The organism is Dehalococcoides sp. UCH007, assembly GCF_001010485.1.
Lineage (GTDB): Bacteria > Chloroflexota > Dehalococcoidia > Dehalococcoidales > Dehalococcoidaceae > Dehalococcoides > Dehalococcoides mccartyi_A.
The window spans coordinates 1-25,631 of record NZ_AP014722.1 but is presented as its reverse complement, the minus strand read 5'-3'; the positions used below and the strand labels follow the sequence as shown (position 1 = coordinate 25,631).

Here is a 25,631-nt window from a genome sequence, read left to right as displayed (position 1 = left end):
ATGAACTTTATGGAAATGAGGGGCTATCCGATAAACTATGGAATTTGAACGTATACTGGTACCTGTAGACGGCACGGAAACTGACGAAGAGGCTATAAGCTTAGCCTGCACTATATCCAAAGTTTCCGGCAAAACCAGGGTATTTGCTGTTCATATTATTCCGGTTGAACGGGCTTTACCTCTCGACGCCGAGCTTTCATCTGCCATAACCAAGGCTGAAGGCATTTTGGCCAAAGCCGAAGAAATAGCTGAAAAACAGGGTGTAAAACTGGAAACAGACCTTCTTCAGGCACGCGAAGTAGCCAATGCCATTATTGACGAAGCTGTAGAAAAAGAAATAGACCTTATACTGATAGGTCTTAGCTATAAAACCCGTTTCGGGGAGTTTTGCATGGGCGATGTACTGCCCTATATACTCCAAAACGCTCCCTGCCGGGTAATAGTTTATCATCAGCGCAAGGTGTAGAAGATGAAAGTAGTCATAATGGGTTGCGGGCGGGTTGGCGCCCAGCTGGCCACCATGCTGGATAAAGAAGGCAACGAAGTTATCTCGCTGGATGTAGACGCATATAGCTTCCGCCGCCTGCCGGCAGATTTCAAGGGTACAGCCCTTTTATGCAATGGCATGGATGAAGAATCCCTGAAGAAAGCGGGCATTGAAACCGCAGATGCCTTTGTAGCCGTTACTCAGGGTGACAACCGCAATATTATGGCCGCCCAGATAGCCAAAAAGATTTTCAACGTACCAAAAGTGGTATGCCGCATATATGACCCCCTCCGCCGTGACCTTTACACCCTGCTTGGGCTGGATGCCATAAGCCCAACCACTATCTTCGCCCAAATGCTCAAAGACAAGATAGAAGGCAAGGAATAAATCTATGTATGTTGTAGTAATTGGCGGCGGACGTTTGGGTTATTACCTTTTAAAAGCCCTCCTTAATGACGGGCACGAGGTGCTTCTTATCGAAAAAAACTCCTCCCTGTGTGACGGTATCAACAAAGAAATGGGCAGTGTCTGCCTGCACGGTGACGGCTGCGAAACCGCTGTTCTGACCGAGGCCGGTACTTCCAGAGCTGATTTGCTTATTGCCGTAACCGGAGATGACGAAGACAATCTGGTAGCCTGTCAGGTTGCCAAATATAAGTTTAATGTACCCCGTACTATTGCCAGGGTCAGAAACCCCAAGAACGAGTCTGTTTTCAAACAGTTGGGAGTAGACTCCACTGTAAATTCCACCAATATTATCCTGGAGCATATTGAACATGAAGTTCCCAGTCACGCCATGACCCACCTCCTAACCTTACACGGCAAAGACCTTGAAATTATAGATATACGCATACCTGAAAATGCCTTAACGGTAGGCAAGCAGATACACGAGCTGGTACTGCCACCCCAAACCATTATCTCTCTGATAGTCCGCAAGGACAGCAAGCCGATACTGCCCCGTCCCGAAACCACTGTTCAGGCAGGTGACCAGTTTATGATAGTCACTTCGGCTGTTAACGAAGCTGAGATACGTGATATTCTGACCTCCACCGCCTAAAGCCTCCCTCATTTTTTCTGCTCTGAGCATTTCAAACCTTGCTTTTTTGTTCATCCCAAATTTCAACCTCAGGCCTTTCCGGCTTTCTATCCGGATATATTGACGGGCAAATCCTTTTGGTATAGCCTAGAAACATTTATATCTCTTTTCAGCTTCGGGAGGACATATGAAGGTAACCAAAAAATTTGCTCTGCTACTGGGACTTGCCCTTTCACTTATAACCGCCCAGGGATGTTCGGAAACTGCACCGCTTGAAGTATACACTCCCTCCCAGATTAGCCAGAACCAGCTTGAGATAAATATTTCGGGCAATATCAAGCTGCCGGGTATTTACCCCGGAAACACCCGGGATACCCTTCAGAGCCTGCTTGAAGCCGCAGGCGGATTAATGGATAACTCCGAACTGGCAACTGTCTACCTCAGTTTCAATCCGCCTGTATCAGCATCTGCAGCCCAGAAAATAGATCTGAACCGGGCGGAAATCTGGCTGCTTGTTGCCCTGCCAGGCATAGGCGAAGCAAGGGCAAACGATATTATCACCTACCGCAACCAAAACGGGGGCTTTAAAAATACTCTGGAACTGATGCTGATTCCCGGCTTCAGCCAGAGCCTTTATGACCAGATAAAAGACCTGATATGCGTTTTTGAAACGGCAGATATGCCGTGATTATCAGCCTTATCAGTCTGGGGCTAATTGGCGGGGTGGCTTTAAGCCGCCTGGATTTGCCTGTCTTGCCGTTTATTATGCTGGCAGCAGTGCTAGGCGGGTTTTGGCTTATCTTTAGAAAAAGATACCGCCTGCTGCTGGGCCTTAGTCTGGGTGTTCTGGCACTTTCCGGCGGGATTTTACTTTCGGACAGCCAGATTAACACCAATTCGGACCCTTCCCAGCTGAGCTACTATAATGACAGCGGTAAACTGGAACTTAAGGGCGTAATAACCGAAAACCCTGACAACCGTGACCGCACCAGCCTGATAGTACTGAACGTAAGCAGCATTGCAACCACATACGGCTGGCAGGGTGTATCCGGAAATATCCTTCTGACCCTGCCAAGCTACCCCGAATACAACTACGGCGAAGAAATTCAGATAAACGGATATTTAAAAACCCCGGAAAACTTTGAAGGGTTTGATTACAAAGCCTATCTGGCAAACCAGCAGATATACTCGGTCATGGTCTACCCTGAAATAACCCTCCTTTCAGAGGGGAACGGAAACCCGGTAATGGCAGCTATATTCAGCTTTCGCCAGAGCCTCTCTGGCAGCCTTAGCAAAGCTATGCCCGAACCTGAATCCTCGCTAGCTAAGGGAATACTGCTGGGCGAGAGAAGCGGCATACCCGAAGATATCCAGACAGAGTTCAGTATATCCGGCACTACCCACCTGCTGGCTATATCCGGGGCTAACTTAAGCATACTCTCCGGCATACTCCTTACGGCTCTGGGCTGGGTACTGGGCAAAAGGGGCTATATTTATATATACCTGACCCTGATACTTATCTGGGGGTACTCCCTGCTCAGCGGTTTTGACCCGCCGGTAGTCAGGGCAGTGATTATGGCCAGTATATTTCTTTCCGCCGAGCTGCTGGGGCGGCAGAAAAATGCCATGCCCGCCTTATGCCTGGCGGCGGCGGTTATGGTGGCCTTTTCACCCTCCATCCTGTGGTCTGTTTCGTTCCAGCTCAGTTTCATGTCTATGCTGGGGCTGATACTGGTTTACCCTGTGCTAAAGGAACTCAACCTCAGGCTGCTAGAGCGTTTCGGCCTTTCCGAAGGCATACTCAGGACAGCTCTGGGTATAGTGCTGGACGGGCTGGGGGTTTCCCTGGCCGCTATTGCCGGTATCTGGCCGGTGCTGCTTTATTATTTTGAAAATATATCCCTTATTGGGCCGGTGGCTACCTTGCTGGCCATGCCGGCCATGCCGTTTATTATAGTACTGTCTTTTCTAACTGCCCTGCTGGGGCTGGTCTTTCCGGCCGGGGCGGTGTTTATGGGCTACCTAACCTGGCTGCCCTGCCGCTATATGCTTACAGTAGTATCCCTGACCGCCTCACTTCCGGGCATGCTCTTAGCCGGTATCCGCCCGGGGGCAATACTGATGGGTATTTACTATTTCCTGCTGGGGGTACTTTACCGGGCATACAAACACTTTTTGAAAATCCCCGCCCGCCTACATGCCAACCCGTCTTTGGCAATTAAACTGCGCTGGGTGCTGGCAGGCATGGCCGTACCGGTGCTGGTATTTTCTTTCGGCCTGAACCCGTCAGCTGACCAGAAAATGCACGTTTACTTTCTGAATGTGGGGCAGGGTGATGCCATACTTATCCAGTACCAGAATCAGGATATACTTATAGACGGCGGCCCCAGCCCCCAAGCCCTCTGCAATGAACTGGATAAACACCTGCCGTTTTTTGACCGCAATATAGAAATGGTTATCCTGACCCACCCTGATTCAGACCACCTAAGCGGGCTTTTGGAAGTGCTGGAACGTTACAGCGTAACTGAGGTACTCCTGCCTCAAACTCAAAGTCAGGACGCCCTTTACCAAAACTATCAAAACCTGATTGAAGAAAAGGCTATTCCGGCCAGAACTGCCGAAACAGGTATGCAGATAACTCTGGCGAACAAAGCGGTTCTGGAAGTAATAAGCCCGTTTGAAGGGTTACTCAGTAAAGAAGCGGATAGGGACAACAACCAAAGCACCGTGCTGACCTTAAGCTGCGGGCAGATAAACTACCTTTTTTGTGCCGATATTGAAACCCCCGCAGAATACCAGCTAATAACCGACCGCTTGCTTGAGAATACTACTGTGCTGAAGGTAGCCCACCATGGCTCAAAATATTCTTCCAGTACAGAGTTTTTAAATGTAACATCGCCCGTTTTCGGGCTGATTTCAGCTGGTGCGGACAACCGCTACGGACACCCCCACCCCGAAACCCTGTCCCGCCTGAGCCTGGTCATAGCCGAAAACCGTATCTACAGCACAGATATATGGGGCAGCCTGGATTTTGCCACTGACGGCCAAAGCCTTTATATTTTTCAGCCGTAACCTTTCCCTGCCCGTTGCGTTATATTAAGTAACGAACACCGGAAAGGAGAAATGAAATGGCTAACAGAATTGCTGAGCAAATTGAACGCACCATTTTCCAGTTCAAGTGGCTTTTTATGCCCCCCAAGGCCAAATATGCCTACCTCTGGAACAGAAGCCGTGCAAGCCTGCAGGCCGACTATTACGGCTTAAGATAACCGCTTTAGCCTGGTCTGCTTGTCCTGCATGCGGGCAAGTTTATTATATGGCAGGGTGAACGTTCGCCCTGCCAAATGTTTTTTAATCAAGCATATAGGTCATAATGATATCATGGGCATGGTGGGCTTTATCCCCGCCCCGAAATTCAAACTCTTTGACCTCCTGCCCAGATACACCCACATAGAGCTTGTCACTCACCATAAAACCCTTGCGGAATATAAACCCGCCCTTGTCTTCACTGCCCACCGTTGTCACCCGGCTGTAAGGTATACTAACAATAGCCTTAGCCTTTTTGGCAAACTCCTTATCATAGTAAATTATCCGCTTGCTGGTCAGGCCGATAAATCCGGTGCCCTGCCCTTTAAGGTCAAAAACAGCATGAATAAGCTCATCCGGCAGGCAGATACCTTCAATCTGCTCCAGCTGTTCTTTTTTATCCACCGCCATATCGGGTGCATGCTTTGCCATATCAGCCTCCTTTTTTGGTCTGGCAACATTGTAATTGAGGGGGTAAGGGCGGTCAATCCTGTATATATTGACAAGCAGGCGGCTATCAAGTTAAATAACCCTATGGAAAACCGTAAGCTCGGCCGTTTTATCATTGCCGTAGCCATAATAAGCTTTACGGCTTCAACCATGCTGTACCTTCTCCATTACTTTATTTTTCAGGACAGCCACCATATATTTATCTATATGCTGGGGGATCTGGCTTTTATCCCTTTGGAAGTCTTTCTGGTGGTAGTTGTGATTGAGCGTATTCTTACCAGCCGGGAAAAACACGCCCTTTCCCAAAAAATGAACATGGTGGTGGGGGCTTTTTACAGCGAACTGGGCAATGCCCTGCTGGGAAAACTGCTGGACAGCTTTGATAACCCTGAGCAGATTTCTTCCCAGATGGCAGTAGATAAAAACTGGTCAAATGCCGAATTTAAAAAAGCGCTTACTTACTCTGCCCATTTCAGCCATATGCCGAACCCCGGCAAACTGGACCTTCAGCACCTTAAAAACCTGCTGGACGCCAAACGCTCTTTTATGCTGACATTGCTTGAAAACCCTAACCTGCTGGAAAAAGATGATTTTACCGACCTGCTCTGGGCAAGTTTTCATCTGGGAGAGGAACTGGATGCCCGCCAGAGTCTTGAAAATCTGCCGGAAACTGACAAAGCCCATATTGCCAATGATGTAAAGCGTATGTATGCCCTGCTGCTTAACCAGTGGATAAAATACCTTATCCACTTAAAATCCCAGTATCCTCATCTGTACTCACTGGTGCTGCGCACCCACCCCTTCCAACCCAGCCCGAACGCAGTTATACACGAATAAAAAACCGCCTTTTAAAGGCGGTGAATATATCCGATACCAAAAACCCGGCTCTCAGGCCGAATCACCGCACTTCTGGCACTGTCCGTAAATAACCAGATTTTTAAAATCAGCCGCAAAGCCATACTTTTTTAAGATACTCTGCTCCTGCTCTCTGACCATATCTTCGCTCAGGTCGGTTATCTTTCCGCATTTACGGCAAACCAGATAATGGCGTGAACCCTTATTGACACTATGGTAGCGTAAACGCCCGTCACCCATGTCTGTTTCCAGCACCAGACCTTGCCCCTTTAAAAGCTCCAGGGTGCGGTAAACAGTGGAAATATTTATATTGGGGTATTCCTGCCCCACCTCAGCGTAGATATCTTCGGCACTCATATGCCCTTCAGCCATATCCAGAGCCTCCAGAATAAGCACCCGCTGGGGGGTCAGGCGAAAACCGTCATTTGCCAGTTCACCGGCTATAGAATTTTGTTTATGCATACAGCTAGTCTAGCAGTTAGAGCTTATTATTGCAACTGCTTGCAACTGCCTCTACTGGCGGGGGTTCAAACGGTCACGGCTGTCCAGAATAATAGTCACCGGGCCGTCATTATGGATTTCCAGCATCATCATAGCCCCGAACTTCCCGGTTGCCGCCTGCACACCTTCTTCACGGCAAAGGCGGATAAACAAGTTATATAGACGGTCGGCTTCCTCTGGCTGGGCGGCCTCAACAAAACTGGGGCGGCGGCCCTTTCGGGTATCGGCAATAAGGGTAAACTGGCTGACCACCAAAAGCTCACGGCAAAGGTCTTTTAAAGACAGATTAAACTTGCCTTCGCCATCAGCAAATATACGCAGGTTTATTATCTTGGATACCAGGTATTCGGCATCTGCCTGCGTATCCCCTTCGGCCACGCCCAGCAGCACCGCCAAACCCGGCCCTATTTCGCCCACGGTCTCTCCGCCTACCATTACAGATGCCCGGCTAACCCTCTGGATTACCGCTTTCATATTTGCCTGCCTCCATGCCGCCTTATTTTAAACTATCCAGCTGGCAAAACGAAATAAGAAGTATAATAGAGAAATAACTACTTACAGAGAGCTATCAGGCACAAACAAACTCGCTATAAGACGGCATCTGGTGTTATTACTTATAGACTTCCGGCACACGCAGGGATTACAATATATATAGTAAAAGCGAGAGTGAGAGCAGATGCTGAAAATTCTCATTTTTTATCATTTAAATAAACTTCGGGTATAAGGCACCGGTCAGCTTTGACCAGTGCCTTTAATATTTTAGGAGGTGGCGAAATGCAGTCTAGCCTGATAGGCAAAATAGAAAAAGCCAAACGCTATGCCCAAGAGAAAGACCGCATAAGGTTTAACCAGCTATCCGTCCAATTCCGCGGAGAAAACGATATCCACACCACCGAATATATTAACGGTAAATGGCACTGCACCTGTAATTTCTTTGCCGCCTGGGGTATGTGCAGCCATACTATGGCTATGGAAAAAGTACTGGAGAATATGCTGCCGGACGAGGCATTAAGCAACGTATTTGCCGAACTGCCTTAACAAGGAGCAAACCATGTCCTGCTATTTCAGGCATATAGGGGATATTTTTCTGGCCGCCGGGGTAGACCCGCAGGGAGAAAAACGAAAGGAACTGGATAAAATAATCCACCAGTTTCTGGGAATAGAATACAAAAGCTGCCCGGAGACCTGGAAAAAACTGAAGGAAGAGGTTATCCCCTATCCGGACAAGAAAAGTAAACTGATAGAGTTACTCAGAGCCAGTTCCTGAGCGGGGCTGGCTCTACCCTTTTAAAGCCTCGGCGGCAACAAAGAGAGAACCGGCAACACATACCAGACCATCTGCCAGAGCTATCCTGCCTGCCAGTTCCAAAGCTTTAGGCACGCTGTCTGCCTCAAGTACCTTAAGCCCACGCCCGTCAAAGGCTTTCCTCAGCAAATCCGGTTTCATAGCCCGCGGGTGGAGGGAATGGGTCAGTATCACTGTTCCAAAATACCCGGAAAGCAAATCCGCCATAGCACCGGCATCTTTATCAAAGGAAGTGCCGAAGACCAGCACCCTTTTTTCTTTTTCTACTTTGGCAGCCGGGGGATATTCTTGCAGTGAAAGCAGGAGTTCGGCAGCGGCTTCCTGATTGTGGGCGCCGTCAATAATCAGCAGAGGATTGCCCTTGATAACCTCAAACCGCCCCGGCCATCTGGCCTGCCCGAACCCCTCGGTTATATCTTCGGGGCTTATTTTAAAGCCCTCTTCTACCAGCGCCTCCAGAGATGCCAGGGCGGTAAGGGCGTTTTGACGCTGGTAATGCCCTAAAAGCGGCAGACACAGCCGGTATTCAGCCTGACGACCGCTAAGTTTGAGTGACTGACCTTGGGCAGTGTAACCTAAAAGTTCGGCCTTGTAGCCGTCAGTCACCTCAATAAGTTTTGAGCCGGTTTTACAGCAGCGTTCGCGGATAACTGCCATAACTTCCGGTCTTTGGGCGGCAGACACCACCGGCACAGATTGTTTAATAATGCCGGCTTTCTCAGCAGATATTTTTTCCAAGCTATCACCCAGCACTTCGGTATGGTCCAGACTTATAGGGGTGATAACAGAAAGGCTGGGGGTAATAACATTGGTAGCATCCAGCCTGCCACCCAGCCCGGTTTCAATTACCTGAAAAGTAGCCTGCTGGCGGTGGAAAAATTCAAACGCCAGCGCAGTCATAACCTCAAACGAAGTTATCTTACCCAGATAGGCATGGTCATTCATTTCTTCTACCAGAGGGCTGATGGAAGCCATCAGCCGCACCAAATGGGCTTTGGAAATTATCTTGCCATCCAGACGAATACGTTCGCGGAAATCCAGCAGATGGGGCGAAGTGTACAGACCGGTACGGTAACCGGCCACAGACATAACCGAAGCAATCAGGGCAGCCGTACTGCCTTTGCCCTTGGTACCGGCCAGATGAACAGCCGGAATACCCATATGAGGGTTTCTGAGCCTCATTAAAAGCTCCACCACCCGCCGGAGATCATAATTGGCAGCCGCCCGGCTGGTGGCAGATTCATAATCTGTCAACCCCAGTATAAAGTTTAAAGCCTGCCGGTAACTCTCTTCCAGAGTATCCCCCTAACCTTTGCCTGCTGAAGAAATATCCGAGATATCTATATTTTTGATAACCGGAGTACCGAAATATTTTACCGAAGAGACACCGCTGGCCTTTATGTACAAATCACCGTTGGTGTATACCCGTATATTGCTTACACCGGCAGCCTCAACTATGGCACTTGCCGCCAGAAACTTTTCCAGATTAACAGTGCTGGCACCCTCAGCCAGCACATTTATATCACCGCCTTGCCCCGAAAGTTCCAAGCGGGAAGCCCCGGACACCTCTATACCGGCATTGCCGCAAACCAAATCTCCGCTGGCAACACTGGCACCGTTTATGTAAAAACTGCTTTGCCCTACCCTCATATTACGCAGAGCAAGGCGGCTAGCGCCGGTAACCAGAGCCGTAAAATCATTCACTGAATTGAATCCGCTTACAACAGCCTCGGAAGCACCTGAAATATTCAGCCCCACCAGCTCCGGCAGGCAAATACTGGCCTCTATTTTTACATTTGTAAAGCTGAAGTGGTCTTTCAGACCAATCCTAAGAGTCTGACCGCTTTTCTCCAGTTCCAGATATTCAAAAATATTTTCATGGGTTGAAACAGATATTTCAAAAGAATCTGAACAGGAGATATCAGCCGTAATAACATTTGATATTTCTACCCGGTTGAAATCAGTATAATCAAAGGCCCGGCTCTCTACCGCACCGTTGCCCGTAATAAATCCGTCAACCCCCGGAATACACCCTCCCCCAAGCAAAGCAAGTGTTAATACAAGAAATATAGACAACCACAACAGACCTGCTTTTTTCACCTGAAACCTCCTTGAAGGAGATTGATTATACCATTTTATCAGTTTTTGCTCAGGCTGGATGAACCTTTTATTTCCACTTCGTTGAAGCATGGGCTTCCGGCATATTTTAATTCGGAAGCACCATTCAGTTTCACGTTCAGCACTTCTTCAACCCGCAGTTCTGCCTGACTGGCATTTTCCAGTTTTACTTTGGCATGCTTACAGACCATACCGTCCAGTACAATACGGCTTACTCCTATGGCTTCTGCCTCCAGTTCCTCCGCCCAGCCTTCCATTTGCACCTTACTGCCGCTCTCCAGTTCCAGCTTCAGTTTTTTGAAAACACCCTTGAGCTTTATCTCGCTAGCCGCTTCAGCCTTTATCAAGGCTTCTCCGGCCTTCACTTCACCCTCAAGCTGGCTGGCACCGCTTAGCCGTATTTCCAGTTTTCCGTCGGTATCAAAGCCTTCCAGTCTGGCTCGGGTTGCCCCGTTTACGTAAAGCCCGCCTAACAGGGGCATCTTTACCGTAGCTCTGGGCAGATACCAGCCCGGCAGCAGGTTTTTCAGGCTGAAAATACTGGGGCTGTACATCAGCCACAGTTTATCACCCTCCTGTTTTATTTCAATATTCTTAAACCCGTCCTCAGGTGCGTCCAGCCATATTTCAAAACTATCTGCCCGTATCAGGTTTATCTCAAAACCATGCCCGGCCTCTATCTGCCGAAAATCTTTATTCGCAAATTCCTTCTTCATGGACATATACCTCCATGTTTATTCTCCCGTTTTATGTTACCACCCTGTAAAGGGCATTTAAATATACCGGAGAACAAAGTTACTGACTTTATTCTCTTGACTGTAAGGCATTACTGTTGATAATATCCTTTCCAGAGGACTTAACACATGAAGTTTTTAGAAAAACTGAAACAGGCTGGAAACAGAAATAAAAGCCTTCTTTGCGTGGGATTAGACCCTGACCCGAAACTTATGCCGGTGGGCATGACGGCACTGGAATTTAACCGCGAGATTATCGCCGCCACCGCACCTTTTGTCTGCGGCTACAAACTAAATCTGGCTTTTTACGAAGCTTTGGGCAAACAGGGCTGGGAAATGTTATCCGAAACCTGCAATCTTATTCCGCCGGAACTTCTGACCATAGCGGATGCCAAAAGGGGAGATATAGGCAACACCTCAAAAGCCTATGCCAGAGCTGTATTTGACGAATTGGGCTGTGACGGCGTAACAGTCAGCCCCTATCTGGGATATGACTCCCTTGAACCGTTTATTGAATATCAGGATAAGGGCATATTTATTCTTTGCCGCACTTCCAACCAGGGCTCAACAGATTTTCAGATGCTCAAAACCGAATATCTGGGACAAAAACGCTTTCTGTATGAAGTAGTGGCAGACAAGGCCTTACAGTGGAACCGCTATGAGAATATAGGGTTGGTAGTGGGTGCAACCCAGCAGGAAGAGCTGAAAAATCTCCGCCTCAGCTACCCCAAATTGCCTTTTCTTATACCGGGCATAGGCGCTCAGGGCGGAGATCTGAAAGCTACCGTAGAAAACGGAACTAACCCCAACGGCGAATTGGCTCTTATCTGTGCTTCCCGCGGCATACTTTATGCCCGAAGCGGCAGTGAATTCGCCCAAGGAGCAGCCGAAGCCGCCAACCAGATGCGTGATGCCATAAATCATTACAGGAAACGTTTTTAATATACGGAAGTGGCAGCTGCTTTTATATCAATCTGTACACCGGATAAATGCACCTGCCCCATGGAAGTAAAATGCTGGAAATACTCCCCGGAGATGTATACAAGCTGCGTAAGCCCCACCCCTGCGGCGGCACGGACTGGAAGGTGGATTTTGCGGGCTCGGACATAGGTATTACCTGTCTGTGTTGCAGCCACCATCTGCTGTTACCCCGTCCCTTATTTGAAAAAAAGGTTAAATGTCTGATAAAGCGCGGTGAATGATGGCCATCCGGCGGGTAATGCATGCGGATTTAGATGCCTTTTTTGTTTCAGTGGAACAGGCCATCCGCCCTGAGCTCAAAGGTAAACCGGTTATCGTAGGAGGCAAACCCGAACGGCGGGGCGTGGTGGCGGCCGCTTCATATGAAGCCCGCAAACTCGGTATCCATTCGGGAATGCCGCTTCTTACCGCCAAACACCTCTGCCCTCAGGCTATATTTATTGAAGGCACCCACCAGCTTTACCGTGAGTATTCGGAAAAATTCATGCAAATACTCGCAGACTTCTCACCCTTTCTTGAGCCGATGGGGCTGGATGAAGCCTATCTTGAAGTAACCGGTTTTGAATCCCTGCACGGCAGTATTGGCGAAATGGCCTGTAAAATCCGCCGCCGCATCACAGCTGAACTGGGTATAAACGCCAGTATCGGCATTGCCAACTCCAAAGTAGTGGCCAAAATAGCCACCGAACATGCCAAACCCAATGGACAGTGTGAAGTACCTGCAGGTGAAGAAGCTGCTTTCTTAGCCCCTTTGGATATATCCGTAATGCCGGGCATAGGCAAAAAGACCGAATATCACCTGAAATCATTGGGTATAGATACTCTAGGTAAGCTGGCTGCGCTGCCTGCTTCATTTTTAAAAAGCAGTCTGGGTGCATACGCCCCATACCTTTCAAATGCCGCCAAGGGAATAGACAACCGCCCGGTTGAAATGCCTGCCGAAGCCAAATCTATCAGCCGTGAAACCACCTTTGAGACTGATACCCGAAACCTTACCTTTCTGGAAGCAAAGCTGGGTTATCTGTCTGAAAAAATTGCCGCCACCCTGCGTAAACGTGGCAAACAAACACGGGTAGTTCAGATAAAAATACGCTTTGCGGACTTCACCACCCTTACCCGCCAAAAGCACCTTAATCACCCCTGCTCAGGCAATCAGGAAATATTCCAAACCGCACTTACGCTGATGAACAACCTACTTACTTCAGACCGTCAGGCGGTCAGGTTGCTGGGCGTAGGTATAAGCGATTTCTGCGGCCCCGAAAAACAGCTGGAAATAGACCCGGCCAGAGCCCGGCTGGAAAAACTGGACGCCTCTCTGGATAAAATCCGCCAGAAATACGGTTTTGGTTCAGTCCAAACCGGGCGGACTTACAAGCTGAAAGATTTGTTTTAGAAAGTTTTTATTCATAGAGCGGGTATTTGCCTCTTACCCTATTACCTGAAATAATCTTCCCCTGATTAATCCCATAGCCAAACGCGGCTTGTCCTTTAATACCGGGCGGACTATAATCTATTTTCAAAGAAAGGAGTCCGCAATATGGGAACGTCATATGCTTACTTTAAAAAACAGATAATACCGCTGGAGGATGCCAAGATAGGGGTAATGACCCACGCCCTGCACTACGGCACCGGGGTATTTGAAGGTATCCGCGGCAACTGGAATAATGAAAAGAAGCAGATGTACATTTTCCGCCTGAAGGAGCACTATACCCGGTTGCTGACCGGTGCCAAAGTGCTCAAGATGAACCTGCCCTACACTGTGGACGAGCTTTGCAAGATAACTATTGACCTTATAAAAAAGTGCGGCTTCAAGGAAGATATTTATATCCGCCCTTTAGCTTATAAAAGTTCCGAAACCTTCGGGGTCAGGCTGCACAATCTGGAATGTGATTTGCTGATTGTGGCCATACCCTGGGGCAGATATATAGACAAGGACACCTGCCACTGCTGTGTCTCAACCTGGCGCCGCCCTGACGATAACGTCATGCCTCCCCAGCTGAAATCAACCGGCATCTACTTGAATAACGCTTTTACCAAGACCGAAGCCGTGGAAAACGGCTTTGACGAAGGTATCATGCTGACCCCTGACGGGCATGTCTCCGAAGGCAGCGGCGAAAACCTGTTTATAGTCCGAAAGGGAAAGCTTATCACCCCGCCCATCTGTGACAGCATACTGGACGGCATTACCCGTAACTCTGTTATGGAACTGGCCGAAAAAGAGCTGGGGCTGGAGGTGCTTGAAAGAAGCATTGACCGGGTAGAGCTTTATATGGCGGAGGAATGTTTCCTGACCGGCACAGCTGCCCATTTAACCCCCGTTTCCGAAATTGACCACCGCAAGGTGGGTAACGGCGAAATCGGGCCTTTAACCGCTAAACTTAAAGATTTATATTTTGAAGCCATAAAGGGCAATATAGCCAAATATTCAAGCTGGTGCACCCCGGTTTATAACCTGTAAATAACCCTTGGGAGGGCACTATGTATACCGTTCTGTCACTCCTGATAGGATATTTGCTGGGTTCTATCCCCTCTGCTTATCTGGTCACCCGCCGTATAGCCGGGCGGGATATACGCCAAATGGGCGGGGGGAATGTGGGCGGCTTAAATACCTTCCGCGAAGTAGGCGCGGGAGCCGGCATTACTGTAGCGCTGATGGATATGGCCAAAGGCGCTTTGGCGGTTTCAGTTTCTTATTACCTGCTTGCCCAAAACGCCCAGTGGGTTATCCTGACCGGACTTATAGCGGTAATTGGTCATAACTGGCCCATCTGGCTGGATTTCAAAGGCGGCAAAGGTTTGGGGCCGGCCTTCGGGGCAATGCTCTTTTTACTGCCTGTGTACGGGCTTCCCCAACAACTGCTTATACTGGCACTTTTAGTTTTTATACCTTTAGCCATTACCCGAAACGTAGCTTTGGCCACAGGAATAGCTCTTTTCAGCCTGCCATTTTTAGTCTGGTACGGCAGCTATTCCGAATTTGCTACCCTGATATCCGTTTTGCTCTTTTTGATGATAGGCATCAAGTTCGTACTGGATAACAGGAAAAGCCTGCGTAACCCGGCTAACCGCCGCAATTTGATAGTTGACCACTGGAAACGGCCGGATAAGGGCAGTTAGGCTTCTACCCGGGGGCGTTCTACCGGAGGTTTGTCCATCAGCTGGGTTTGAAAACGGATGGTCATACCCATTTTTTCCATATCTGCCACCAGACGCTTGGAATCTACCAGATGTCCCATATAATGCAGGCCGGAACGGCGGGCAGAGCCGTCTATATACTGTTTAAGGCAGGCTACCAGAGGTATAGCCGTAAACATATATGCATCTTTGTGGGAAAGCAATATATCCTGCCGTTCCCTTACCCCGCCCCGTTCGCCTCTGGCGGAAACTTTAATAGCCATACCGTAAGGCTGGCTGTCAAAATTGCGCAGCCCCCAGACCATCAGTCTGCCCAAAGAGCGTTTGGCCTCTTTGCCTAAAAAGCGAAGCCCAAGGTTCAAAAGGGGTATGCTTATCCAGTTGGTAAACCAGTTAAATCCGCCCAGATAAAAACCCAGCTCCTTGAGATTTGGATACATACCGGGCAGCGAACGCATTTCTTCAAGTGTCATAGGGCTGCAGGAAAAACGACCGAAAGGCCCGAAATTAAAGGTACGCGAAGTGCCGGGGCGAAACCAGCCCAGACGTTTCCAATGGTAATCCTTGTAAACATACGGCTGGTAATCGGAAAGCTGACACATCACTTCGTTGGTGCGCTCTTCAGATATGGCTGATTTCCAGTTCTGGCAGATAATAGCCCCCACCGAAAGCTTTTCCAGGGTAGTAAAATCTTGGTGACTGAAATGCACCAAAGCCGAAGGCAGACCCGGCAGCGAGCCGGCCTCGGTTATGAAGCAGAGATTTGCATTATTTATCTTCTGGGAGAGCAGCTTCAGTTGATGCAGCTTGCGATCTGAATACTGGATATCAATATAATCAACTTTAGCTTCCAAAGCAGCAAAAGCAATCTGGCGGGCATATTCGGGCGTATTGGAAGCCACCACCACTATGTCCATACCGCAGAAAGCCTCTTTCAGGCTCTGGGGGTCTTCCACATTGAGCTTTACACCCTCTACCCGCTGGATGCTTTCCAACTGGTTCAGGCCTTCGGCTATATACTTGGCTTTCTCCAGATTCCTGCCGCCCAGAAAAATACGGGCATCTGTCTCCTGAAGGAGGAGCATAGCTATACAGCTGCCGGCATTGCCGTAACCGCCAATAATTAGTATATTCTTTGTCATATCTGTTTTTTTATCTCACAAATCAGCTGGTCAAGGGGTATGGTTGCCTGACCGGCCTCTTTCATATTCCGAAGGACGGCACAGCCCTGTTTCAGTTCTTCTTCACCCAGTATCACCGCCCAATCTGCACCCAGACTGTTGGCCTGCCTGAGCTGAGCTTTGATACTCTTTTGGGCATATGTCTGATATATACCTATACCCGCTTTACGCAGGTCTGATGCCAAAGCAACCGAAGCCAGAGAAGCGGCCTCTCCCATATAGGCCAGAAAAACAGAAGGAGAAGGCAATGACGGCGGGGTAATACCCTGCCGCTTCAGGTTTAAAATAATCCGCTCAATACCGGTAGCAAAACCTATGGCCGGGGTAGACTCTCCGCCAAGCTGTTCTATCAGCCCGTCATAACGCCCGCCGCCGCCAATGGTACTCTGGGCGCCCTCTATACTGGGCTGGATTTCAAAAACAGTGCGGCTGTAGTAATCAAGACCCCTTACCAGACGGAAATTTTCATGGAAGGGCAAATCCACTACCGTCAGGCACTCCTTCAGACGGTTATAGTGGGCAAGGCAGTCCGGGCAAAGGTAATCTGCGCTGCGGGGAGCATTTTCAGCCACGCACTGGCATTCCTCCCGCTTGCAGTCCAGCAGACGCAGGGTGTTTTTATCCAGACGGGTTTTACAGTCTGAACAAAGCTTGCCCTCATACCTCTGGTAATAAGCTTTAAGTGCCGAAATATAGGCAGGGCGGCACTCACGGCAGCCTATGCTGTTTAACTCCAGCGAAAGGTCATTGATACCCAGCAGATTGTAAAGACGCCAGGCCATTTCTATAACTTCGGCATCCAGCGAAGCATCAGCCTCGCCTATAGCCTCAAAACCAAACTGGTGGTGCTGGCGGTAACGCCCGGCCTGGGGGCGGTCATAACGGAAAATAGAGCTAAGATAATAAAGCTTGACCGGCTTGGTGCGGGTCTGCATACCATGCTCAAGGTAAGCCCGACAAATGGGGGCAGTCCCTTCAGGCCGCAAAGTCAGTTTGTCTCCGCCCCGGTCTTCAAAGGTATACATTTCCTTGGAAACAATATCTGTCCCCTCGCCAACACTCCTCACAAACAACCCGGCATCTTCAAAAACGGGTGTATCTGTCTGCTGGTAGCCGTAAAGAGCGGCAATACGGGCGGCCTGCTGCCTGACAAAATGCCAGTAAGGCTGGTCTTCAGGCAGTATATCTTCTGTACCTCTGGGTGACTGGTACAAGCTATCTGTCTCCTTCAACTGTAAGTGTTCTCTATTATAGCCTTTAGTTAGGCCCGACGCCAGATTTTGTATACACCGCTGCCAGTGCGCTATACTTTTAGTTATTAAACCAAGGGCGGTATTTCAAGATGGAATTCGCCGATCTTAAAGAAAAGGCATCCAAATACCTTCCCCCGGAAAAACTGGTTTTTCTGGAGGAAGCCTATAACTATGCCGCCGCAGCCCATACCGGCCAGATGCGCAAATCCGGCGAACCCTTTATTGAACACCCCTTAAATGTAGCCTTGACTTTGGCTGACCTCCAGCTGGATGTTTCTACCCTTTCGGCTGCCCTGCTCCATGACGTACCCGAAGATGCCAACATCAGTCTGGAGCAGATAGATAAAAAGTTTGGTCCAGACGTAGCCAAACTGGTTGACGGGGTAACCAAACTGAGCAAGCTGGCACTTGGTCCGGCTATAGAAGACGCCCGCCGCCCCGGCGGCAATGCCAGTCTGCGTCAGGCTGAAAACCTGCGCAAAATGCTGGTGGCCATGTCCGAAGATTTGCGGGTGGTCTTTATAAAACTGGCAGACCGCTTTCACAATATGCGCACCCTTCAGGCACTTTCGGCTGAAAAACGCCGCAGTATTGCCAAAGAAACTATGGAAATCTACGCCCCCCTTGCTCACCGCCTAGGCATATGGGAACTGAAATGGCAGCTTGAAGACCTGGCCTTCCGTTACCTTGACCCCCGCCATTACCGCCAGGTAGCCAATCTGGTAGATTCAAAACTTGCCCAGCGTAAAAATTATATTGAACATGTAAGTGCCATTCTCCAGAGCGAATTTGAGAAAAACGGGCTGAAGGTGGAACTTTCCGGCCGCCCCAAACACCTTTACAGCATTTATCAGAAAATGGAAAAATATGCCTCCCAGGGCAAACAGTTTGAAGATATTTATGACGTACTCGCCCTGAGGGTGCTGGTAAATGACATCCCGGACTGTTACCATGCCATAGGCATTGTGCACAGTTTGTGGCACCCCATACCGGGTGCGTTTGATGATTATATAGCCAACCCCAAACCGAACGGCTATCAGTCCCTGCATACCGCCGTTATGAGTTTAGGCACTACCCCGCTTGAAGTTCAGGTACGCACTTACCAGATGCACCATATTGCCGAATACGGTGTGGCCGCCCACTGGCGTTATAAAACCGCCGGTAAAGAAGACGTAAACTTTGAAGACCGTATCGGCTGGCTGAGACAGCTTATTGAGTGGCATAGGGATATGCGCGGTGCCGAAGAATTTCTGGAATCCGTCAAGACCGATATTTTCAACGACCAGGTCTTTGTCTTTACCCCCAAAGGCGAAATAAAAGACCTGGCCAAAGGGGCTACCCCCATAGACTTTGCCTACCGTATCCATACCGAACTGGGCAACCGCTGTATAGGTGCCAAAGCAAACGGGCGGCTGGTACCGCTGGACTACCAGCTTAAAAACGGTGAGGTAGTGGAAATAGTCACCACCAAAAAGGACCGCGGCCCAAGCCGTGACTGGCTGAATGCCAATATGGGTTATATAAAAACCCATCACGCCCGCGAAAAGATACTGGCCTGGTTCAAGAAACAGGAACGGACTGAAAACCTGGAACGCGGACGGGAGCTGCTGGAAAAAGAGCTTAAGCATATCGGCATAAAAACAGTTGACCGTGAGGCTTTGGCCAAAGCCTTCAAATACGAAAATGCAGATGAATTTCTGGCAGCTATAGGCTACGGAGCAGTTTCAGTTCATCAGGTATCCATGAAACTCCTCAGCCAGCAGGAGCAGCCGCGGGTGGTCGCACCCCCTCTCCAGACGGCCAAGCCTTCCTCCCAGAGCAGTGTTTCAGTGATGGGCACCGGTTCTCTTTTAACCAATATTGCCAAATGCTGCAACCCTGTACCCGGTGACGATATAATAGGTTATGTAACCCGTAACCGGGGTGTTACAGTACACCGCCAAGACTGCCACAATATTCTCCACGAGGAAGAAAGGGAGAGACTGGTGAGCGTAGACTGGGGTATGCCCAAAGAGGAACTTTATCCGGCATCTATGCGTATTCAGGCATGGGACAGGGTAGGTCTGGTACGGGATGTCTCTACTGTGGTAGCCGAAGAGAAAATCAGTATCCTTTCCATGACCGTAACTGAAAATGACGATAAAACTACCACTCTTTCCATGACAGCCCAGATAAAAAGCCTTTCCCAGCTGACCAGATTAATGGCCAAACTGGAGGGTATACGCGGCATAATCAGTATCAACCGGGTGGGTACTGACGGCTCAAGGTCCGGTTGATTTTCAGCTGCCGTCCAAAGCTGGCCTGTAGCTGATTTCTTTACCCCTTTAACCCTCTGTGCTATAATTGGATATCTAATGAAAGCTTTTAGAGTCTGTCAAAATCCACCTCTGAAACCTCTCTTTTTTTGTCTCTTTTCACGGAGCCTTTGTCTCTGCCTCCTCTCCTTTATGTATTTTAAGCCACAGGATGAAATGAAATTATGTTAGATGTAAATAAAGCCAAACCGGGTGCAAATTCAGAAAACTATACCGCCAGTGATATCCAGGTACTGGAAGGTCTGGCCGCTGTCCGCAAAAGACCGGGCATGTATATCGGCTCTACTGACCAGCGCGGTTTGCATCACCTGGTTTATGAAATTGTTTATAACAGCGTAGATGAAGCTATGGCTGGGGTATGCGACCGGATTAAGGTTATCATGTTTAAAGACGGCAGCGTCAGCGTTGAAGACAACGGCCGCGGTATCCCGGTGGACATTCACCCCGTAACCAAGATTTCCGCCCTGGAAACGGTTATGACCGTACTCCACGCCGGTGCCAAATTCGGCGGCAAGACCTATCAGGTATCCGGCGGTCTGCACGGGGTAGGTGCGTCAGTAGTAAACGCTCTGGCCGAATGGACTACGGTCAAGGTCAGGCGCAACGGCAAAATCTACCAGCAAAGCTACCAACGCGGCAAGCCCAGCACCCCGCTGGAAGAAATAGGTGTATCAGACGGTTCCGGCACCACCACTATATTTAAAGCGGATTCACAGATATTTTCCACTACGGAATATGACTTTGAGATCCTAACCGACCGCCTGCGGGAAATAGCCTACCTCAACAAAGGGCTTGAAGTATATATTTATGACGAACAATCTGACCAGGAGCGTACGTATTATTTTGAGGGCGGTATCACCGGCTTCGTCCGTCACTTAAACCGCAATCGCGAAGTGCGCCACCGCCAGCCCATTTATATAACCAAAAAATCAGACAGCACCATTCTGGAAGTAGCCATCCAGTACAATGACGGCTACTCGGATTCTACCCTTACCTTTGCCAACTGTGTAAATACCATTGACGGCGGCACTCATCTTACCGGTTTCCGTTCCGCCCTGACCCGAGCTTTCAATGACTACGCCCACAAGTCAAAATTCCTTAAAGACACAGACCCGAACCTGATGGGTGATGACGTGCGCGAAGGCATAGTAGCCATTGTCAGCGTCAAACTGCCCGAACCCCAGTTTGAAGGACAGACCAAAGGCAAACTGGGCAATATTGAAATAAAGAGCTTCGTGGAAAGCGCCGTTGCCGAACAGCTTTCCCTTTATCTGGAAGAACACCCTGATGATACCAAACGCATATTAGAAAAATGTATCACCGCCGCCAAGGCCCGTGAAGCCGCCCGCAAGGCCCGCGATCTTATTATCCGCAAGAGTGCTCTGGATACAGGCACCCTGCCGGGCAAGCTTGCGGATTGTTCGGAACGGGATGCTTCACTGTGTGAACTCTTTCTGGTAGAAGGTGACTCGGCCGGTGGTTCAGCCAAACAGGGCCGTAACCGCCGCTTCCAGGCTATACTCCCATTACGGGGTAAAATTTTAAACGTAGAAAAGGCCTCACCGGACAAGATGCTGGCCCACGAAGAAATCAGGGCTATCATTACCGCTCTGGCTGCAGGCATAGATAATGATTTTGACCCCGCAAAATTGCGCTACAACCGCCTGGTACTCATGACAGATGCTGACGTGGACGGCTCACATATACGGACACTCCTTTTGACCTTTTTCTTCCGCCATATGCCCCGCCTTATCACCGAAAGCCATTTGTTCATTGCCCAGCCGCCTCTTTACAAAATAAAAATAGGCAGCACCGAACACTGGGTATACAATGATGCCGAAAAAGAAACTTTGCTTTCCCAAACCAAGAGCACCAAAGTAGATATCCAGCGGTATAAAGGTCTGGGTGAAATGAGTGCCGAACAACTCTGGAGGACTACCATGGATCCCGCAAGCCGCACCCTGCTTGAAGTAAAAGTGGAAGATGCCGCCAAGGCTGACCAGATTTTCAACCTGCTGATGGGCGGTGAAGTGGCTCCCCGCAAGGCCTTTATCCAGTCCCATTCCAAAACAGTTAAGAATCTGGATATCTAAGGCTGAAATAAAGCCTTTGAAAACAGCTAAGGGGCTTCTTAAGAAGCCCCTTATTTTTTGTCTGACGTTAAAATAGCGGCTTTATTGCCTATGGTACAGACCGTGCTCTTTGATATAAGCAGCAACCGCCGCCGGCACCAGATGTTCCACGCCCTGTCCGTTTTCCACCCTTTCCCTTACCAGAGACGAAGAGACATCTACCTCCGGCTTGGACAGCATAATAAGGCTCTGCTGCAAACCGGGCAGTTTATCATCCAGTTCGTCTACATCCGGTTTCACCTGCCCTATCCGGGGTACAGCCACCAGCTGGCAGAGCCGTATTATTTCCGGAGCTTTATGCCAGCGCGGCAAAGCCTCCAGATTATCCCAGCCCAATATAAAGTAAAGTTCGGTTTTTTCGGGCAGAATAAGCTTCAGGTCGTTTAAGGTATCTGCCGTATAGGTAGGGCCGCTTCGTTTTATTTCAATATCCATAACCCTGAAATAGGGCTTGCCTGATATGGCCAGTTTAACCATGTTCAGGCGGTCTGTTGCCGGGCTGATAGTCTTGTCCGCTTTGTAATATGGCTGGCCGGTGGGTATAAAAATAATCTCATCCAACCCCAGCCTGCTTTTTACTTCTTCGGCCAGTATCAGGTGGCCGGTATGAATGGGGTCAAAAGTCCCCCCCAATATGCCTGTTTTTAAAGATACCATTCCATCCTGCCGGTTATAATCTTTTGGCCGATAACTGCCCCGGCCTTTATCAAGGCCTGCTGGACATTCCGGTGTTTTAGAAGCACCATTATCTGCCGCCTGACCTCCAAATCTTCAATATCAGAGTGCTCAATAATACGTTCAATTTCAGGCGCTTCAACCTGCCAGCCGTCTTCCAGGCGGGTTATACGGAAACCCATTTTCCCCTTGGGGGCAGGCCTGAACACCTTGATTTCATGGTCAGTTTCTGTTTCAGGTGCATCTGCCGCTTTAAGAATAGCCAGCTTTTCAGCTACTTTAGTTAAAAGCACCTCCACCCCTTCGCCTGTCAGGGCAGAAATAAAAAATACCTCCAGCCCGGCTTCTTTAAAGATCTCTGTCAACTCTTCCCGTCTAAGCTGTACCAGTTCGTCATCTATTTTATTTACCGCCACCACCTGTGGACGTTCCGACAAAGAGGCGTCATAAAGGTACAGCTCACTGTTGACCTTTATCATATCATCTATGGGGTTATCCGAAGTCCCGTCCAGCAGGTGGATAACCATGCGGGTACGGGAAATATGACGCAAAAAGTCATGACCAAGCCCCCTGCCAAGATGGGCGTCTTCAATAAGGCCGGGTACTTCCGCCATAACAAAGGCACCCTCCGGCCTTTGAATTACACCCATCACCGGTGACAGTGTAGTAAACGGGTAGTTAGCCACCCTGGGTTTGGCCGCAGTAAGCAGTGAAAGCAGTGAAGACTTACCCACATTCGGATAGCCGATAATAGCCACATCGGCAATCAGTTTCAGTTCCAGTATCAGCTCATATTCGCCGCCCGGCTGGCCTTTCTGAGCCAGCATGGGGGCTTGGTTGGTGGATGAAACAAAGTGGGTATTACCCAGTCCGCCCTGTCCCCCGCGGGCTACCAGAGTACGGTCTCCGTCAGCGGCCAAATCAGCCAGAACCCGTTTCTGGCCGTTTTCTTCCACAATAGTAGCAACCGTACCAACCGGCACTTTTATCACCAGGTCAGCCCCGTTGTGGCCTGTACAGCGGCTGCCCATACCATTCTCGCCATTAGCCGCCTTATGCACCCGTTTATGTTTAAAATTTAAAAGGCTGTAAAGCCCTGAGTCCGCTTCCAGATATACATTGCCCCCATCCCCACCATCGCCCCCGTCCGGCCCGCCGTAAGGCACAAATTTTTCGCGGCGGAAACTGACCTTGCCGCTGCCGCCGTCTCCGGACTTAATCCGTATTTCCACTCTGTCAAACATATAAAAACACCTTATCTAAAAAGTTATCTAATTCTTGAGTTGTCGAAAACCTGTAAACTTTAACTAGTTTATTTTTTAAGTATATCAGAAATACTAATAATAAAGCTTTACGAGTAAAATCGCTATTCCTGTCCTCCGGCCTTATTTTCAAAGCAAAGTTCCCTTAAAGTTATCGAAAATTCAACCTGGTTATCGAAAAATATAACAAAGTTATAGAAAGACTGTCTAAAAAGAATAGAAAAACCGGCAAAAGCACCCTGCTGGCAGAATGAAAATAAAGAAAAATATAAGGATAAGGAAAAGCGGTACGGCGAAAAGGGTTAATATCAGCGAGAAAGGCGCTGCTGGGAAAGGTGGTTTTGAACCTCGGACATTTTCAGGCGAAGAAAAGTGCTGTTTTCCAGCTCCAGCTGGATTTTATCGCAGGCGTGGCTGACGGTGGAAGCGCTTCTTCCCCCCAGGGACTGGCCTATTTCTACCAGAGAGGCCGAATTTTGCTGCTTGAGCATAAACATGGCAAACTGACGAGCCAGAGCCGTATCTTTGTCACGGGCGGCACCCAAAAGTTCGGTTGTCGGTACTTGAAATACCTGGGATACGGCTGAAATTATATTACCGGGACGGAGAGGGCTGTTTTCCCTGATCGGGCGTGAGCCGATATCTGAAAGGGCTCTGGCGGCCAGATCAGGGGTAATGGTTGCCCTTAACAGGCGGGCATAAGCCAGCACCCGGTTAAGGCTGCCTTCCAATTCACGGATATTATGCTTTACTTCCTGTGCCAGATACTCCAGGGTATCCATATTAAGTTCGGCACCGGATTGCTCGGCTTTAAGCTGTAAAAGCTCAAAGCGGGTTTTTTCATCAGGCGGTTCAATCTCAATAGTCAGCCCCCACTCAAAACGGGAACGCAATCTTTCGGCCAGCTGGGGCAGTGACTTGGGGGGTGAATCCGCTGAAATAACTATCTGGCGGTTGGAGTTATGCAGGTCATTAAAGGTATGGAACAGGCATTCTTCGGTCTGCTCCTTGCCGCCGATAAACTGGACATCATCCAGCAGCAACAGGTCTACATCCCGGTAACGGGCACGGAATTCTTCGGTCTGGCCGTTTCGGATAGATGATATAAAATCAGTGGTAAACTGTTCTCCGCTCACATACAGAGCCTTGCGGCGGTTTAAGTTTGCCAGATGGCCGATAGCCTGTAAAAGATGGGTTTTGCCCAAACCTGCCTCTGCGTAGATATAAAGCGGGTTGTAGCTCTTGCCGGGATTCTGGGCGGCCGCTAGTGAAGCGGCGTGAGCCAGGCGGTTGCAGGAACCCACAATAAAGGATTCAAAGGTATAACGGGGATTAAAAGGAGAAATAGTTTTCTCTCTGGCTGTTTGAGGAGCGGCAGCCGGCACCTGAGCGGACTGGACAAGCTGGAAACCCAGCTCAACCGGGCTGTGGGTAATATTTATCAGGGTTTTTTCAATCAGCGAACGCTGATTGATCTCTAGATATTCGGCTACAAAAGTATTGGGAACGCCTATAATAAACTCACTGCCGTCGTACTTAAGGCCGACAGTTTTGGCAAACCAGGTGCGGAAATTGGGCTTGTTTACCTGAAGTTCAATTTCCCCCAGGGCTGTTTCCCACAGTTCTTGTGCAGGCCGAATAGACAAAAATATCCCTCCCAGTAATTAAACCGTGTTTGAAATCAAGGGGGTAAGCACTCTGCCATGAAAATGATCCACCCCTGTAAGAATAAGTACCAATCTGTTAAAGACTAGATAAATAGTAACAATGGCGGTTGACAACAAGCAAGGTGCCTGTGGCAGGGATAGAAGGTCACTTGACACTCCCTTACTCTCCAAATCTCACTGATATGTCTGTTTTTAGCCTCTTTCTGCCATCATAGGTGCATAAATCAAAATAAAGTT

General features: G+C 49.1%; 27 protein-coding genes. 16 read left to right on the top strand and 11 right to left on the bottom strand.

Annotated elements, in window-relative coordinates; translation table 11 throughout:
- Window positions 1–37 precede the first annotated feature (37 nt).
- The 6 genes from UCH007_RS00130 (at window position 38) to UCH007_RS07770 (ending at window position 4,792) form a co-directional block, all read left to right on the top strand.
- Window positions 38–466 (top strand): universal stress protein, encoded by a 429-nt coding sequence (locus UCH007_RS00130; RefSeq protein WP_012881384.1) that lies wholly within the window; start codon window positions 38–40, stop codon window positions 464–466.
- Between the two features lie 3 nt (window positions 467–469).
- A complete protein-coding gene (locus UCH007_RS00125) occupies window positions 470–874 on the top strand; it encodes a potassium channel family protein (protein WP_023651701.1) in 405 nt (134 codons plus the stop codon).
- Between the two features lie 4 nt (window positions 875–878).
- A complete protein-coding gene (locus UCH007_RS00120; RefSeq protein ID WP_023651700.1) occupies window positions 879–1,544 on the top strand; it encodes a potassium channel family protein in 666 nt (221 codons plus the stop codon).
- Window positions 1,545–1,710: 166 nt separating this feature from the next.
- The gene (locus UCH007_RS00115; RefSeq protein ID WP_046960719.1) at window positions 1,711–2,211 is read left to right on the top strand and encodes a helix-hairpin-helix domain-containing protein; all 501 of its coding nucleotides are present in this window, start codon (window positions 1,711–1,713) and stop codon (window positions 2,209–2,211) included.
- On the top strand, window positions 2,208–4,595 hold the full coding sequence (locus tag UCH007_RS00110) for a DNA internalization-related competence protein ComEC/Rec2 (protein ID WP_046960718.1): 2,388 nt from the start codon (window positions 2,208–2,210) through the stop codon (window positions 4,593–4,595). The genes UCH007_RS00115 and UCH007_RS00110 overlap by 4 nt, the downstream gene beginning before the upstream one ends.
- Before the next feature lie 56 nt (window positions 4,596–4,651).
- Entirely contained in the window at window positions 4,652–4,792 is a 141-nt protein-coding gene (locus UCH007_RS07770) for a hypothetical protein (RefSeq protein WP_010935833.1), read from the top strand.
- Between the two features lie 82 nt (window positions 4,793–4,874).
- Here UCH007_RS07770 and UCH007_RS00105 read toward each other — a convergent pair whose 3' ends face one another.
- Complete coding sequence (locus tag UCH007_RS00105) at window positions 4,875–5,261, bottom strand: PH domain-containing protein (protein ID WP_041917596.1); 387 nt, start codon at window positions 5,259–5,261, stop codon at window positions 4,875–4,877.
- A 102-nt stretch (window positions 5,262–5,363) separates the two neighbouring features.
- Between UCH007_RS00105 and UCH007_RS00100 the strand changes: the two genes are divergently transcribed.
- On the top strand, window positions 5,364–6,116 hold the full coding sequence (locus UCH007_RS00100; protein ID WP_046961502.1) for a hypothetical protein: 753 nt from the start codon (window positions 5,364–5,366) through the stop codon (window positions 6,114–6,116).
- A 51-nt stretch (window positions 6,117–6,167) separates the two neighbouring features.
- Here the strand turns inward: UCH007_RS00100 and UCH007_RS00095 are convergent, their stop codons facing one another.
- Together UCH007_RS00095 and dtd are read right to left on the bottom strand one after the other, a co-directional pair.
- Window positions 6,168–6,596, bottom strand: coding sequence for a Fur family transcriptional regulator (locus tag UCH007_RS00095; RefSeq protein ID WP_023651695.1), 429 nt, complete (start codon window positions 6,594–6,596; stop codon window positions 6,168–6,170).
- Between the two features lie 51 nt (window positions 6,597–6,647).
- On the bottom strand, window positions 6,648–7,109 hold the full coding sequence (gene dtd, locus UCH007_RS00090) for a D-aminoacyl-tRNA deacylase (RefSeq protein ID WP_023651694.1): 462 nt from the start codon (window positions 7,107–7,109) through the stop codon (window positions 6,648–6,650).
- A gap of 300 nt (window positions 7,110–7,409) precedes the next feature.
- Here dtd and UCH007_RS00085 point away from each other — a divergent pair, with 300 nt between their 5' ends.
- Window positions 7,410–7,673 (top strand): hypothetical protein, encoded by a 264-nt coding sequence (locus UCH007_RS00085; protein WP_012881376.1) that lies wholly within the window; start codon window positions 7,410–7,412, stop codon window positions 7,671–7,673.
- A gap of 13 nt (window positions 7,674–7,686) precedes the next feature.
- Window positions 7,687–7,902, top strand: a complete 216-nt coding sequence (locus UCH007_RS00080; protein WP_023651693.1) for a hypothetical protein — start codon at window positions 7,687–7,689, stop codon at window positions 7,900–7,902.
- Between the two features lie 12 nt (window positions 7,903–7,914).
- On the opposite strand, the gene UCH007_RS00075 is transcribed toward UCH007_RS00080, so the two are convergent.
- The 3 genes from UCH007_RS00075 to UCH007_RS00065 are packed head-to-tail and all read right to left on the bottom strand — an operon-like array spanning window position 7,915 to window position 10,775.
- A complete protein-coding gene (locus UCH007_RS00075) occupies window positions 7,915–9,195 on the bottom strand; it encodes a bifunctional folylpolyglutamate synthase/dihydrofolate synthase (protein WP_231854703.1) in 1,281 nt (426 codons plus the stop codon).
- A 51-nt stretch (window positions 9,196–9,246) separates the two neighbouring features.
- Window positions 9,247–10,041: a GIN domain-containing protein gene (locus UCH007_RS00070; RefSeq protein ID WP_023651691.1), complete on the bottom strand. Its 795-nt coding sequence runs from the start codon at window positions 10,039–10,041 to the stop codon at window positions 9,247–9,249.
- Between the two features lie 38 nt (window positions 10,042–10,079).
- Window positions 10,080–10,775: a GIN domain-containing protein gene (locus tag UCH007_RS00065; RefSeq protein ID WP_046960716.1), complete on the bottom strand. Its 696-nt coding sequence runs from the start codon at window positions 10,773–10,775 to the stop codon at window positions 10,080–10,082.
- Window positions 10,776–10,922: 147 nt separating this feature from the next.
- On the opposite strand from UCH007_RS00065, the gene pyrF reads away from it, so the two are divergent.
- The 5 genes from pyrF to UCH007_RS00040 all read left to right on the top strand — a co-directional run bounded on the left by pyrF (window position 10,923) and on the right by UCH007_RS00040 (window position 14,891).
- Window positions 10,923–11,735, top strand: coding sequence for an orotidine-5'-phosphate decarboxylase (gene pyrF / locus UCH007_RS00060; protein ID WP_023651689.1), 813 nt, complete (start codon window positions 10,923–10,925; stop codon window positions 11,733–11,735).
- Between the two features lie 71 nt (window positions 11,736–11,806).
- Window positions 11,807–11,995, top strand: coding sequence for a DUF951 domain-containing protein (locus tag UCH007_RS00055; protein ID WP_023651688.1), 189 nt, complete (start codon window positions 11,807–11,809; stop codon window positions 11,993–11,995).
- Window positions 11,995–13,167 (top strand): DNA polymerase IV, encoded by a 1,173-nt coding sequence (gene dinB / locus UCH007_RS00050; protein WP_046960715.1) that lies wholly within the window; start codon window positions 11,995–11,997, stop codon window positions 13,165–13,167. Before UCH007_RS00055 ends, dinB begins: the two co-directional genes overlap by 1 nt.
- Before the next feature lie 144 nt (window positions 13,168–13,311).
- The gene (locus UCH007_RS00045; RefSeq protein WP_046960714.1) at window positions 13,312–14,232 is read left to right on the top strand and encodes a branched-chain amino acid transaminase; all 921 of its coding nucleotides are present in this window, start codon (window positions 13,312–13,314) and stop codon (window positions 14,230–14,232) included.
- A 20-nt stretch (window positions 14,233–14,252) separates the two neighbouring features.
- Window positions 14,253–14,891 (top strand): glycerol-3-phosphate acyltransferase, encoded by a 639-nt coding sequence (locus UCH007_RS00040; protein WP_082111127.1) that lies wholly within the window; start codon window positions 14,253–14,255, stop codon window positions 14,889–14,891.
- Here the strand turns inward: UCH007_RS00040 and UCH007_RS00035 are convergent.
- Window positions 14,888–16,051, bottom strand: a complete 1,164-nt coding sequence (locus UCH007_RS00035) for a saccharopine dehydrogenase family protein (RefSeq protein WP_046960713.1) — start codon at window positions 16,049–16,051, stop codon at window positions 14,888–14,890. The two genes, UCH007_RS00040 and UCH007_RS00035, sit on opposite strands and share 4 nt — an antisense overlap.
- On the bottom strand, window positions 16,048–17,322 hold the full coding sequence (hisS, locus tag UCH007_RS00030; RefSeq protein ID WP_231854701.1) for a histidine--tRNA ligase: 1,275 nt from the start codon (window positions 17,320–17,322) through the stop codon (window positions 16,048–16,050). The genes UCH007_RS00035 and hisS overlap by 4 nt, the downstream gene beginning before the upstream one ends.
- Before the next feature lie 110 nt (window positions 17,323–17,432).
- Between hisS and UCH007_RS00025 the strand changes: the two genes are divergently transcribed.
- Window positions 17,433–19,619 carry a RelA/SpoT family protein gene (locus UCH007_RS00025; protein WP_012881365.1) on the top strand — a complete coding sequence of 729 codons (2,187 nt, stop codon included), beginning with the start codon at window positions 17,433–17,435 and terminating at the stop codon, window positions 19,617–19,619.
- A gap of 203 nt (window positions 19,620–19,822) precedes the next feature.
- Window positions 19,823–21,751, top strand: coding sequence for a DNA topoisomerase (ATP-hydrolyzing) subunit B (gene gyrB / locus UCH007_RS00020; RefSeq protein ID WP_023651681.1), 1,929 nt, complete (start codon window positions 19,823–19,825; stop codon window positions 21,749–21,751).
- Window positions 21,752–21,832: 81 nt separating this feature from the next.
- Here gyrB and nadD read toward each other — a convergent pair whose 3' ends face one another.
- The 3 genes from nadD to dnaA form a co-directional block, all read right to left on the bottom strand.
- Window positions 21,833–22,447, bottom strand: coding sequence for a nicotinate-nucleotide adenylyltransferase (gene nadD / locus UCH007_RS00015; RefSeq protein WP_046960711.1), 615 nt, complete (start codon window positions 22,445–22,447; stop codon window positions 21,833–21,835).
- Entirely contained in the window at window positions 22,435–23,709 is a 1,275-nt protein-coding gene (obgE, locus tag UCH007_RS00010; protein ID WP_046960710.1) for a GTPase ObgE, read from the bottom strand. The genes nadD and obgE overlap by 13 nt, the downstream gene beginning before the upstream one ends.
- A 326-nt stretch (window positions 23,710–24,035) precedes the next feature.
- On the bottom strand, window positions 24,036–25,373 hold the full coding sequence (dnaA, locus tag UCH007_RS00005; protein ID WP_046960709.1) for a chromosomal replication initiator protein DnaA: 1,338 nt from the start codon (window positions 25,371–25,373) through the stop codon (window positions 24,036–24,038).
- Window positions 25,374–25,631: the final 258 nt, after the last annotated feature.